Source organism: Lactobacillus rizhaonensis, assembly GCF_036246345.1.
Lineage (GTDB): Bacteria > Bacillota > Bacilli > Lactobacillales > Lactobacillaceae > Lactobacillus > Lactobacillus rizhaonensis.
In genome coordinates this window covers 168,509-181,467 of sequence record NZ_BTTV01000004.1, presented here as the reverse complement: position 1 = coordinate 181,467, position 12,959 = coordinate 168,509, and the positions used below count along the sequence as shown (strand labels likewise).

The window sequence follows — 12,959 nt, the reverse complement described above, 5'->3', positions numbered from 1 at the left end:
CAGCTGGTAAATTCGCAGTTGCTTTTTGCCAGCTTTTTTCTAAGCCAGATATAAAAAGCCACCAAGATAAATTGACTTGATGGCTTTGCTGGTTGTAAGTTAGTTCTTATTTATTCGGACTTTTTCTCAAACTGAAAAAGATGATCAGAATAAAGTTAATTAGTAGGGTGAAACCTGTAGTCCAAAAAACAGTTGCATAGTTGAACAGTCCCGAGATAGTGGAGCCCATTAGTGAACCAAACACCGAACCGACTGCTTGAAAAGACTGATTATAGCTGAATATCCGGCCAAAACTTTCGGCTGGAGTATTTAGAGTCAAAACGGTCTGTGCTGCAGGCAGCATAGCAGCACTGGCAATTCCCAGCAGAAAACGCAATCCTGCCAACACCCAAGGTGAGTGTGTTAAAGCCATAGGTACGAAAAGAATTGCACCTACTATTAAACCTAGGCGTAAAATTTTTAGTGGTCCAATTTCATCCATTTTATGTCCGATTTTGGAAGCAGCCAGCAGTGTTCCGAGACCTGGGGTTGCGGCTACGATCCCCGCCACAAATGCAATATTCTTGCTATTAGGCATCATCGATTTGACATACAAAGAAACAATTGGATCAATTGACATGTTAGCAGCCTGTACTAAGAGAGTAGTCACGAACATAACCACAATCAGCTTAACGTTAGGCAAAGACTGCATAATTTCTTTCATTGGCTTCATTTCTGCACGAGAAATCGGAGTAAAGTTTTCATGAACTAAGAAAGTTGAGCCTAAGAAGACGAGCACCATCAAGAAACCGGTGATGAAAAATGGAATCCGGTAGCCCCAAACGCCACCTAACCAGTTACCGAAGAAGTTTGACAAAACACCACCTAAAAGTGGTCCTACCAAGTTTCCTGCCGTTCCGGCGGTCATCATTTGACTCATCACCCAGCCGCTTTTTCTATGGGGAGTTTCCCCTGCGATTAAAGCAGTAGCGTTGTTAATATATCCGGAAAAAGCACCCTGAATAAAACGCATTACAATAATGTAGATAGCATTAGGAGCAAAACCGGTAGCAGTAATGGTCAAAGCCATGACTCCAGAAGCACGCATGCACATTAACTTACGGCCTTTTCTGTCGGCCAGGTTGCCCCAATATGGCGAAACGATTGCCTGGGCAATAAAGGTCATAGCAAAAGCAAGGCCAGAATACATGCTAATCTGCAGCTTACTATAGTGCCCCAGATCGGCGATAAATAGAGAGATAAAGGGCATCGTCATGGAATAGCCCATGCCCGTGATAAAGCAGCCAAGCCATAGAGTCACAAACGCTTTATGCCAGCCAGCTGGGAATTTGTTAGAATCTGTCAAAACTTCCTCGCTTTCTTTTTTAATATTTTTCTAAAAAATATGATATCTTTTATATTTTAGCACAATAAATTTGCTAAGAATTTGCTAAATAGCTGATATTTTCATATTAATCATGTTAGGATATTATTTCTGAAAGGAAGGGGTGCTGTTATGGAAAAAAATTCGCATTTAACTAGGCAGGAATATCGCGAAAAATACAACCAAAAGTCTCAGCTTCAAAATAAAAAAATGACGAAAGCAGCACTCAGAGGGCATGACACTTCTCAGACTCGTGCCGATTATCGTCATTTAAAATTAAATTTCTGGGATATTTTTGCAGATCGACCATACGTTGCGGTGGCCATTGTTGTTTTGGCTATTTTCTTAGTTATGGCTAAACTGTGGTGGCTGCTTGCTGGGCTGATCGTTATTGTCGCAATCGGTATCTTTGTCATTGGTCGCAGCCACCATCCCGATCGCGTTCTTAGCCTGGAATTTAAAATGAAGTCCTCCAGGAAATTAAGCATGTTGCGGGCATTGCAATTTGGGGGCTCGATCATCATGTTTCTGGCTACTTACATGAAAAAAGTAGTAACAGTAAACTTTTCCACTGCTGGTTCAACCGATGGGTTACAGATTGTGCAGGGAATTTTATCTAATCGTGGCGGTATCTATGGTCAACAAGGATCATATTTCTTAAGCTTACTGAATACCTTAACTGGTGGACAACTTTGGGGAAAATATCGCTATGCTACTAATAGTGCCCAAATGATGAACAGCAGTGCTGGACGCTTAATTATCATGTGGATATTGCTTTTAATGATTGCACCTGCATTTTGCGTTTTAGCACAATTTTTCCGTGAACCATATTCACGCAATACGGCTTTAGCAGCTTCAATTGTGGCAACCATCAGTTTCGTATTAACTCCGCGCTTATTGAGTAAGTGGATTGTAGAATATGCGGTGGAAAATCGGATGGCAAGTGCTCAGGCACAAGCCGCTATTAGCGTTGGACCAATGGCTTACGTTGCAATTTTCTGTGCAACGTTAGTTTTAATTATTTCTATTTATCGGGTAATTAAAAAAGACAGGTTCGTCTAAAATAGTCTTCTCATAACATTTAACTTAAATAGCATTAATGCTGGCACCTTAGTGGTGCCAGTTTTTTTGTGAAATTAATTTCTTAAAATGAAACAAATATTTCAAGTTGCGAAATACGTATTCACTTTCTTGGAAAGCGGATACAAAAAATAAGAAAGATGTTATAAATATAAAAGTAAGCTAGCTTAGAAAATAACAGCTCAAGTTGGGCAGAGTGAATTAAAGGAGAAGAATATGTCCGAAAAAGATAAACGTTATTCCGTAGTCATTGCAGGTGGTGGTAGTACTTTTACTCCAGGATTTGTTTTGAGCTTGATTGCTAACGAGGACAGATTTCCACTGAGAAAGCTGAAATTTTATGATAACGATGCCGAAAGGCAAAAGAAAATTGGTGATGCATGCGCAATCATTATGAAAGAACGCGCACCGCAAATTGAATTTTCGTATACGACTGATCCTAAAGAAGCATTCACAGATGTTGACTTCGTTATGGGATCAATTCGGGTTGGTAAATACCACATGCGTGAACTCGATGAGAAAATTCCGTTAAGATATGGCGTTAACGGCCAGGAAACAACCGGACCAGGAGGAATGGCATATGGGATGCGTTCTATTCCAGCTATTATTGAGATAATCGACTGGATGGAAAAGTACTCACCAAATGCTTGGATGATCAACTATTCCAATACCATAGCTATCGTTGCAGAAGCTTGCCGCAGATTAAGACCAAATGCTAAAGTAATTAATATTTGTGATATGCCTGTAGCAATTATGACTAGAATGGCTCATATTTGCGGCTTAAATGACTACCATGATCTTGATGTTAACTACTATGGCTTAAACCACTTTGGCTGGTGGAAAGAAGTTCGTGATAAAAAGACGGGCAAAGATTTAATGCCTCTTCTCAAAAAGCATGTATCTGAAAATGGCTATTGGATCGGTGGCGAATACGATAAAGAAACTGAAGCTAGTTGGGCCGAAACATATAAGAAGGCAAAGGACTGCTATGCTCTTGAACCAGAAACTTTACCTAATACTTATATGCAATATTACTATTATCCACAATATGAAGTTCAAAACGCTGACCCTAACCATACTAGAACAGATGAGATTCGTGAATACCGGCAAAAGATTGTCTTCGAAGAATGTGCCAGAATTGTAAAAGCTGGTACAGCTAAGGGCAATATTTGGGAAGCAAGTGCAGAACACTCTAACTATATTGTTGATATTTGTCATGCGATTGCCTATAACACTCACGAAAAATTCTTTGCTAACATTCCGAATAACGGCGCGATTGCTAATATGGATCCCGACTCTGTTGTTGAAGTACCTTGCTGGTTTGGTGCGGATGGAGTTCAACCTATGGCAACTGGAATGGCTGGCAGATTCCAAAAGGGATTAATGGAAGAGCAACAAGCATGTGAAAAGCTGGTAGTTGATGCTTATGAACAACATTCATACAACAAGATGTGGCAAGCCTTTGCTCTTAATAAGACTGTCCCAGATGCTTCAGTTGCTAAGAAGATTCTTGATGATATGATTCCGGAAAACAAGCCATACTGGCCAGAACTTAAATAGTTGTTAGGGAGATGATAGCTTATGATGCAGAAGTTTCAAAAGTTTGGTGCAGCAATGTTTGTACCGGTGCTTTTGTTTTCATTTGCAGGAATTGTCGTTGCTTTTGGCAGTTTGTTTACCAATCAGGCAGTTTTCGGCTCTCTGGCAAGGCCAGGAACAACTTGGAATTCAGTGTGGGATACAATTAGCGCAGGTGGTTGGACAGTTTTTAAGCAAGAAGCTTTGCTTTTTGTTGTAGGTCTGCCAATTGGTTTAGCAAATAAATCCAGAGGTAGAGCTGCCATGGAAGCAGTAATTACTTACATGACTTACAACTATTTTGTCGGTGCTATTTTGACTCACTGGGGTGCCAGCTTTGGTATTCCTAACTTTGATAAAATTCAGATTGTGGAAAATTCCACTAACCACGGACTAACAGAAATAGCAGGTATCAAAACTCTCGACACCAGTATTATTGGTGCTCTAGTAGTTGCTGGTATAGTAATTTGGCTACATAACCGTTACTTTGATAAGAAATTGCCGGACTGGCTGGGAACTTTTCAAGGGTCCACATATGTTTATATTTTAGGCTTTTTCCTTATGATTCCTCTGGCACTTATTACCTGTTGGGGTTGGCCTAAAGTTCAGCTGGGAATTACGCAATTACAGCATTTTATTGTTAACAGCGGCGTCGTTGGTATTTGGATTTACAACTTTTTAAATCGGGTTTTAATACCAACTGGGTTACACCATTTAGTGTACATTCCATTTCAATACGGTCCAGCTGTAGTAGCAGGGGGGTTGCAACCTTATTGGTTGAGACACCTGACTCAGTTTGCTATGAGTACTAAACCATTAAAACAGTTGGCCCCTCAATTGGGCTTCCAATTATATGGTAACGAAAAGATGTTTCTTGCTCCCATCATTTGTTTGGCCTTTTATGTTACTGCTAAAAAGAGTAAAAAGAAGCAAACTTCAGCTTTGTTAATTCCAGCAGCTTTGACTTCCTTCTTTACTGGTATTACTGAGCCAATTGACTTTACTTACTTGTTTGCAGCACCAGTTTTATGGATCATTTATTCATTACTTTCAGCTACTATGAACACTATTATGTTCAGTTTTGGTGTTGTTGGTAATATGTCTGGTGGTGCCATAGATACGGCCGCAGAGAATTGGATCCCTTTGTGGGCTAACCATTGGCAAACTTTTCTTACCCAAATTGTGATTGGGATTATCTTTGCAATTATTACTTTCTTTATCTTTAAATATATGATCGTAAAGTTTAATTATATTACTCCCGGTCGTGAAGAAGATACTGAGGAAGTACATTTGATAAACAAGAAAGAATACCAAGCTAGAAAAGCTGAGCAAGCAGTTATACAAGCTGATGAACAAACTGCTACTGATCCATACATTGAAAGAGCAACTGCCTTCCTAGATTTACTAGGTGGAAGTTCCAACATTAAAGAGTTAAGTTCATGTGCTACGAGATTGCGTGTTACTGTGGCTGATCCTGATAAGATGGGTTCTGATGCTCAGTTTAAGGCAGCTAAAGCCATTAACGTTGTCCATCATGGCAAAGCGATTCAGGTTATTGTTGGCTTGGATGTTGCCCAAGTACTTGAAGCAATGCAAGAACTAAGAAAGCAGGATAATAAACAAGATTAATTATGGCTAGAACGCTTGTATAGGTAAAAGCAATTTGTCATATGTAAAATTACTTTATATGGAGCGTTGATCTATGTCAAAATTAGAATATTTAGTCTATCAAAATAGTAGTAAATTGAATGATTCTGAAATAAGGGTCATTCAATTTATTATAAATAATGCAGAAGCGTGCAAAGGATTAAGTCTTACTGAACTTGCCCACAAATTATACGTTTCGCGTTCTGCGATTTTCCGTTTGTGCAAACATTTGGGATTAAGTGGCTATAGTGAATTGAAATTTATCCTGAATGAAATGGTTCTGGAGAAGGAGCAAAGTGAGAAAAATAAGATTTTTACAAATAACTTTAGTTCTGACTTAATTAAAGAAACAGAAAATCTAGTCAAAAACTTTCAGTCACTTAATTTAGACCCCTTTTTTACTGATCTGAGCAAAGCAGAGCACAAATATATTTACTCTACCGGTTGGATCCAACAGATGTTGTCAGATTATCTTTCTCATGAGTTATTACTTTTTGGCATCTCATCAATAGTTTTGCCAGCCGCTGTCAGTGAACTGGAAATGATAGGAAAAATAGCGGAAAAAGGCGACATGCTTTTTATTATTTCTTATACGGGTAATAATAAAGAAATTAATGATGAACTTGGTAAGTTTGAGATGGTTAACAACAAATTACGTTATGTATCCTTTACCGACTTAAAGCAAAATAAGCTTGCTTCACTTTCTGATTATAATTTCTACTATCCAACTGTAAAATTTTCGTCTAGCAATGATGTTTCATTTATACTGGCTTATACCTTAGTTGATTTCATCATAAATAAGTTTGGTATTTGGCAAAAAGAAAAAAGTGATAAAAATGGTAAGTAAGATAAACAACTTTGTGATTAGTTTCTTGGATAGAGCTCATTTGGATACTAAAAAAATTTTGACAACCTATATCTATGCTTTAATTTTAATTCCCTTGTTTTTCGGCAGCTTTGTGGTTTTGGCGTCATCTATTACTAAACAAAACATCAATGTAGTTTTGAATAATACGCCCTTGATTGCAATAGATATGATAGTAGCTCTTACAGATTTTATAATGGGCTATTATATTTGGCTCAAGAAAGATTTGATTCTTGAGTGCAAGGGTAATTATCACTTTTTGATGTTCACTCAGGCGATTAGCCAGTTAATGGTTGGTAACATATTTTGCTTGATTTTGGCGCTTTTTGGCATCATACGTATTAATGAACAAACTGGCAAATTAAAATGTCAAAGCAATTTTATCAAAGTACCTGCTTTTATCTTTTTGACTATCTTCGGTTTTTGTTTAGTTTTAACAATTAGTATATTTATTAGAAAATAGGTAGAATTAATGTTTAATATATTTAAAAAACGCGGTTTTACAGTGGCTGCAGCTTGTGATGGAAGACTAATGCCAATTACAGATGTGAAAGATGAAGTTTTTTCTCAGAAAATGCTAGGTGATGGGTACGCCATTAAGCCTACAAATGGCAAAATTTATTCTCCTGTTGCAGGAACTGTCACTACAGTCTTTCCCACTAAGCATGCAATTGGCATTACCACTGATAATAATTTAGAAATATTGATCCATTTAGGAATTGATACTGTTGAATTAAAAGGTGAGCCCTTTGAAGTGGCTGTCAAACAGGGCGATACTGTTAAGCAAGATGATTATTTGGCAAGTATGAATACAGAACTGATTACGGCTGAAAATTATGATGATACGGTAATAGTTGTTTATACTAATATGGACGTCATAAAATCTGTTTCTGATGTGTCGGTAGGTGATACGACCCACGGTGACACAGTTCAGACTCTTCAGTTTGATGCCTAAATATTTTTAAATAAGATGCTTCGACTAGTTAAATAAATTAAAACCCTGAGTTTTAATTGCAATTTTAACTACCTCGGAGCGTTTTTTATTTAATATTGTAAAGGTATAGGCTTGGATATATTATGAGGTTAACTAAAGATTAATTGTAAAATTGTTCTGAATTTGAAAATCACTTGTGTATTTTGTGAAAAAAGAAAGTAGCAAAAAGTATATTATCCTTAATGATATTTGTGCTGCCAAAAATAATTTTACTAACATGCTGCTAGTCGTGGCTAAGTGATCGACTATCCGAGAAAAAACGAGGAAATGATAAAAGCTACATTAATTTTAAATTAATTCTAAATTTATAAAAATTAAATTAAAAATATTGTTGACTTTTTATTAAGTACATATTACATTGTAATTAATCATATATGATTAAGAAAAGTATATAATAATGCTTTTGCTGTCACAAATACTGTGCCAGCAGCTTCTGTTGATAATTCCGCTTACGCTCAACTAGCTAAAGTCTTAAGTCAAGACATCGTAAACAAAATTGCTTTGTATATAGAAGTTAAAAAGGTTATTACTCAGGCTGAATATGTCTCTGCTCAAGAAGTAATAGCCCATCAATTGACTTATTAGTGGATCATTTTTTGTTATAAATAAAAGCACAAAAAATTCAACTCTAGAATTTGAAATTAATAATTCTGGAAAATCAATTAGAATTTTACTATCAACAGAAAATTCCGAAATTCAACCCCGCGCAAAGCATCATTTTGGTGTAAATATAGTTGAATTTTAATGGAATTACATTAGAGTTTTTTTAGATAAATGCACTGCTAAAACTGTTGCTACAGGCGGTCTTGCAGGTCTCACAGCTATTATCACCGCTGTTGTTGGCCCTGATGGAGGCCCTATAGTAGCTGCAATTGGTACTTTTCTAAGTTAGACAATTGGTGACAATATTAAAGGTGGCGTCTGGTTTGATGTTAATTGGATACTTACTGGCATCAATCACTATCCAGTAATTACTCAGTGGGGCTGGCAATAATTTAATTTATAAAAGACAAAATGAATAGAAAGAAAAAGACTGAATCTGATTATTATGAATCGGTGAAATATCGTAACGCTTTAGCGTACGGAATATCGACTGGAATTATAGTTTTCATATATCAAATATATTTATCACCTTACATAACTAATAGGTGGACAAATATTTTTGTACAATTTTGCATTATACTTTTGGATATTTTTATAGTTAATTGTGTGCTTCATTGGTATGACCGCAACAAAAAATAATTTAAATCAAATATTTTGTAGTCAATAAATGTGACGTATAACTAGTACTTAGACATCTAATTATTATGCAAAAGCCAATGCACGATTTTGATATTGATACGACCTCCGAAATTAAGATAATTTTTGAGGTCGTATTTTTATAGTTAAATTATCTTAATTTTTGGGGGTTAACATTAATTACTAAACGATTTTTCATATACTTTTTAATTTTAAGTAGCACCAGTTGTTCATTAGATTAAATTCCTTTTGGACTTCGGAATAACCAGGATTTAACTAAGATTATGGGCGCAATTAAGCGCAAGGGAGCCACACTGCAGTTTTTCGTCTTTCTGAGGCCTTTTGAAGATCCTAACCTGTAGCATCTGATGAACAACCTCATTCTAGAGCTTTATAAGTACCAAGGTGAGAGCGAACGTAAGAGAATTAAGGAGCGGAAACGGCAGGACACATCCCAATTGCTAAATCTGAGGACCGCTATCATGGTCGCCTTCTTATCGTTCTGCATGTGGTTCAGCATCTATTAAATAATATCTCCTTGTTTGGGTTCTATCACGGAATATTCTCCTTACCAACCTGCATAGTATCGGGGTTACCTACTTTTGCAATTTCTTTTTTAAAATCAATATCGTTGCATTCTTCATTAAACCACGGATTAGAGTCAATAGCTTTCTTATAGATTAAAGTATCGTTATCTTTTTGAGTCAATTCAAATCGTTCACCAAGTTTAACTCCCGCCTTACTTGGAACCGTGAGGACTATAGAATTACCAACTTTTCTAGCAACAAACATACCCAGTTTCTTTTTCTTTAATATCAACTTCCTAAATCGTATTAGTGCAAGTATACACTGCTCATAAGGAGATTTAAATTATATCTCTCCAAAATTTAGGTTATCTTGATTTTAATCAGCAATATAGTCTTAACAGTTATTTTGCATAATTAATAGAGGCCATAATCATATTTTCAATTCGATAAAGCCTTAAAACAAAAATACATAGACAAATCATGAGTCAAAAGCCTAATTAAATGTCTAATATAATTTTTAAATAAAAGAGCCCCAAATTTAGGACAACTTTTAGAAGCTCAGTACATATTAATTTCGTGCTTTTCTTTTATTTAGTTATCGTTTTGCCCTGAAAAAGATAATTTCTCTTGCCGCAACAATTGGACCGGATGATTGATAAATCGTCAGATGCACTTTTTTAGCGCGCACATCTCGCAAGCCTACTACCTTGTTTTTAGTATCAGCCTTCCACTGCAAGTGGTCTGCGTAAGTAGTATAGTTTTCACCATCTGTTGAAACAGCAATTGAAACAACAAGAGGATCACCATTATGATCAATATTCCGAGGTACAAAAACCATTCTGCTTAGCTTTTCAACCTTTTCAAAGCTAAAAGTTAATTCCAGCGGTTGCTCAGGTGAAACAGATTGGCTAGTTTGCCATTCGCTCGCTAGTTTAAGATCAGTTAAATAGGACAGAGGATGGTTTCCTTTACTATCACAATTGCTGGTTACCTCAATGTTTTCAATTGCATAGTCTTTGGCAGCATGTTTCGTAATGACACCGAAAAGGTCAGACCATTCAGAAACTTTATTTTTAATTGCATAACGCATCCTAATAATATAGCGGGTATTAGGCGTTAACTCATGAAAAGTAAAACTTTTGCCGGTAATGCCAACATAAAGAAGATTATTAATTTCAATCTGCACGGCACTCTCATGAGGCCAGGCAAGTTCAAATGAATGAGCCGAGATCTTACTTGAGTCTACTGCCGGTAGTTTTGGTGACGGCAAGACACCACTGGTAATTTCATGTACTAACACGTTTTTGCCATAGTTGAAATTACGGACTGTGATTTCTATTTCAGTGGTGGTAATATCTCTGGCAGCTAATTTTATTTGCAGCGCAGTCTGCGAATTCTTATGATATTTTTTAAACTCATCGAGGCCGTAATTAGTATTATAAAAAATACCTTCATGAGCATGATTGAAAGCATCCAGCGAGCCGTATTCTTCTACGGGGACAACTTGATCATTAATTTTAATAGTTACAGCATCAGGGTAAGAATCGCACATGATTGTCAGATTGGTAGGCTGTTCAACGAATTTCTTTGTCAAATTACCTTCAGTCGGTGCAATAGTGACCACCAGCTTTTCCTGTTCAACTTTACTGCAGATTTTAGTAGTATAGTTGTTACTTGCAGCAATTGTCCCATCATCGTCATAGCTAATGGCTTCACTCTGCTCTTGGGGATAAAGTAGAAAATCACGCTTATTCCAGTCAAAAATACTGCCACCCCGAACAAAAACCGGCAGATGCCATAATGGGAAAGTTAAATTATTGTAGACCTTGCCGCCAGCATATTTTTTACCGGTAAAAAGGTCAATCCACAGCGTTTTTTTGCCTGGCAAATATAAATTATCCTTACGAGAATCGCCGTTTTTGTCTTCGCGACCATTAGTAATAGGAGCAATTAAAAGGTCAGGCCCCAACATAAACTCGTTGCCAAACTGGGCTGTATAATTAGCACGCTCATCAGGAAATTCGCTGAATAGTGGCCGCATAATCAGCTCGCCGCTTTTTGCCCGTTCATTTAACGTATAAATGTAACTGGCTAAATGCTGGCGCAATTTAAGATAGGCCAGATTAATTTCAGTTATTTTCTTATTATAAGCAAACGGGTTTTTACTGAAATTACCTTGATCGTCAAAGTTAAATAGTAAAGCGGTAAAACTTTTCCATTCAAAGTCACGGACATTGATTTGAGCATTGCCGCCGCCTTGCAAGCCATCGACCGCTGCCCCAACTAAAGGCTGACCGGAAAGATTTGCTCCCAGTAATCCCGCAACTTGATTAGTAATATTGTCCCAGTTACCACCAACATCGCCAAAAATAAGTGCGGCATTTTTTTGCATGCCAGCGGTGCCGCTGTCAGCCAACACTAGAGGCCGCTCTTTTTGCGATTCACTTTGGAGTTTTGCCGTATCTTGAGCTGCTTCGCCAACTGCAGTATAAGTAAAGTCAGTTTTTTCAGGTAGATCAACTTCACCCTGATGCCAAAATCCGGGATGAACACCCTGAGTTTGCGCGTATTCATTAAAGAAACTAAGAGCCTGCTCATTTTCGGGTTGCTCACCATAGTTAGGGACAAACCAGCTTATTGGAAAATGCATGGCGTGATAGCGATCAATTAGCGCTCTTGCTGAAAACTGGTAGTTCTCTTCGCCATTAAGTGAGGCCTTACCCGAAGCGGCATTTTCATCTTTGGTACGGGTATAATAATTGTTGCCAATTTTGCTGGCATTACGTTCCTGGGCATGGCTTGGCTGCCATAAGGTCGTGCAGAAATTGCCGATATGGCCGAGACCTAAAGCATATTTAGGCAGTAACATCGGCTTGCCCGTTAAAGTGAAATAGCGCTGTAAAATTTCCTTGGGTGTAGTGCCAAGGAGGTAAAAAGTGTCAAAAACAGCATCTTGATGAGCGAGGATGGTAGCTCCCCGCTGGGTTTTACCAAAATCATAGCTTCCCGCTGCAGTGGTATTTCTTAATTCACCATAACCGGCATTTGACCAGAAAAAGGGAACAGGCATAATCACGCCGCCTTTTCCAGTTATTTGATCATGCTTAATTGCGATTTTATGGCCTTTATGACTAAAATAACCATTTTGCAGTCCACCACCGTAGAAAAATTCGTTTTGGTTTTCTGCTAAAAATTCTCGCGTTTCGTTTTCACTAAATTCGAGCGGCTGCGACTGACGCATCCTATTATGATGCAGCGATTCATCAAAAATACTGAGCACAGCCGGATTTTGACCGAAAATAATTTGATAGTTGCCTGTATGAATGATTAAGGAATCGTTGGTAGCTCTGACCTGAGAATTGGTAAAAGCAGTATTATCAAATTGCGACAGCTGAATGTTTGAGTTTCGATTTTCAATAAAATTTTGCTCTGGATCAATTAAAAGGCGAAAAATACCGTCAGCTAAGACGTAAAAGTGCGCAATTTCGCCAGTGGCAAAGTGTAATTCATAATAGTGGTCACACTTGCTGGCACCAGTAAGTGCTCCCAATGAGTATTTATTTGTTTGCGTATTTTGAATCATGATTTTTGCTTCCTAATTAGTTACCTACACCACTATTATAACTAAAAAACTAAAACTTTCCGTACTATTTGAAATTGAACTGG

Annotated in this window: 9 protein-coding genes and 1 pseudogene; 7 read left to right on the top strand and 3 right to left on the bottom strand. The window is 37.4% G+C overall.

Going from position 1 to position 12,959, the window contains the following annotated elements; genetic code table 11:
• Positions 1–106 precede the first annotated feature (106 nt).
• Entirely contained in the window at positions 107–1,345 is a 1,239-nt protein-coding gene (locus tag AAA915_RS06725; protein ID WP_338200550.1) for an MFS transporter, read from the bottom strand.
• A 150-nt stretch (positions 1,346–1,495) separates the two neighbouring features.
• On the opposite strand from AAA915_RS06725, the gene AAA915_RS06720 reads away from it, so the two are divergent.
• The 7 genes and pseudogenes from AAA915_RS06720 to AAA915_RS06690 form a co-directional block, all read left to right on the top strand.
• Positions 1,496–2,425: a cytochrome C5 gene (locus AAA915_RS06720; RefSeq protein WP_338200548.1), complete on the top strand. Its 930-nt coding sequence runs from the start codon at positions 1,496–1,498 to the stop codon at positions 2,423–2,425.
• A gap of 234 nt (positions 2,426–2,659) precedes the next feature.
• Entirely contained in the window at positions 2,660–4,003 is a 1,344-nt protein-coding gene (locus tag AAA915_RS06715; RefSeq protein WP_338200546.1) for a family 4 glycosyl hydrolase, read from the top strand.
• A 21-nt stretch (positions 4,004–4,024) separates the two neighbouring features.
• Positions 4,025–5,650: an alpha-glucoside-specific PTS transporter subunit IIBC gene (locus AAA915_RS06710; protein ID WP_338200544.1), complete on the top strand. Its 1,626-nt coding sequence runs from the start codon at positions 4,025–4,027 to the stop codon at positions 5,648–5,650.
• Positions 5,651–5,723: 73 nt separating this feature from the next.
• A complete protein-coding gene (locus tag AAA915_RS06705; RefSeq protein ID WP_338200542.1) occupies positions 5,724–6,515 on the top strand; it encodes a MurR/RpiR family transcriptional regulator in 792 nt (263 codons plus the stop codon).
• A complete protein-coding gene (locus tag AAA915_RS06700) occupies positions 6,505–6,996 on the top strand; it encodes a hypothetical protein (RefSeq protein WP_338200540.1) in 492 nt (163 codons plus the stop codon). The genes AAA915_RS06705 and AAA915_RS06700 overlap by 11 nt, the downstream gene beginning before the upstream one ends.
• A gap of 9 nt (positions 6,997–7,005) precedes the next feature.
• A complete protein-coding gene (locus AAA915_RS06695; RefSeq protein ID WP_338200538.1) occupies positions 7,006–7,488 on the top strand; it encodes a PTS sugar transporter subunit IIA in 483 nt (160 codons plus the stop codon).
• A gap of 1,535 nt (positions 7,489–9,023) precedes the next feature.
• Positions 9,024–9,256: pseudogene (locus AAA915_RS06690) on the top strand (recombinase family protein); the annotation flags it as partial.
• A 62-nt stretch (positions 9,257–9,318) separates the two neighbouring features.
• Here the strand turns inward: AAA915_RS06690 and AAA915_RS06685 are convergent.
• Both AAA915_RS06685 and AAA915_RS06680 read right to left on the bottom strand, forming a co-directional pair.
• On the bottom strand, positions 9,319–9,585 hold the full coding sequence (locus tag AAA915_RS06685; RefSeq protein ID WP_338200536.1) for a hypothetical protein: 267 nt from the start codon (positions 9,583–9,585) through the stop codon (positions 9,319–9,321).
• 303 nt (positions 9,586–9,888) lie between these two features.
• Positions 9,889–12,876 carry a TIM-barrel domain-containing protein gene (locus AAA915_RS06680; RefSeq protein WP_338200534.1) on the bottom strand — a complete coding sequence of 996 codons (2,988 nt, stop codon included), beginning with the start codon at positions 12,874–12,876 and terminating at the stop codon, positions 9,889–9,891.
• Positions 12,877–12,959 lie beyond the last annotated feature (83 nt).

Coding starts and splice junctions, on each gene's coding strand:
- AAA915_RS06715 (WP_338200546.1), top strand. CDS start 2,660: ATGTCCGAAAAAGATAAACGTTATTCCGTAGTCATTGCAGGTGGTGGT.
- AAA915_RS06705 (WP_338200542.1), top strand. CDS start 5,724: ATGTCAAAATTAGAATATTTAGTCTATCAAAATAGTAGTAAATTGAAT.
- AAA915_RS06700 (WP_338200540.1), top strand. CDS start 6,505: ATGGTAAGTAAGATAAACAACTTTGTGATTAGTTTCTTGGATAGAGCT.
- AAA915_RS06695 (WP_338200538.1), top strand. CDS start 7,006: ATGTTTAATATATTTAAAAAACGCGGTTTTACAGTGGCTGCAGCTTGT.
- AAA915_RS06710 (WP_338200544.1), top strand. CDS start 4,025: ATGATGCAGAAGTTTCAAAAGTTTGGTGCAGCAATGTTTGTACCGGTG.
- AAA915_RS06720 (WP_338200548.1), top strand. CDS start 1,496: ATGGAAAAAAATTCGCATTTAACTAGGCAGGAATATCGCGAAAAATAC.
- AAA915_RS06680 (WP_338200534.1), bottom strand. CDS start 12,876: ATGATTCAAAATACGCAAACAAATAAATACTCATTGGGAGCACTTACT.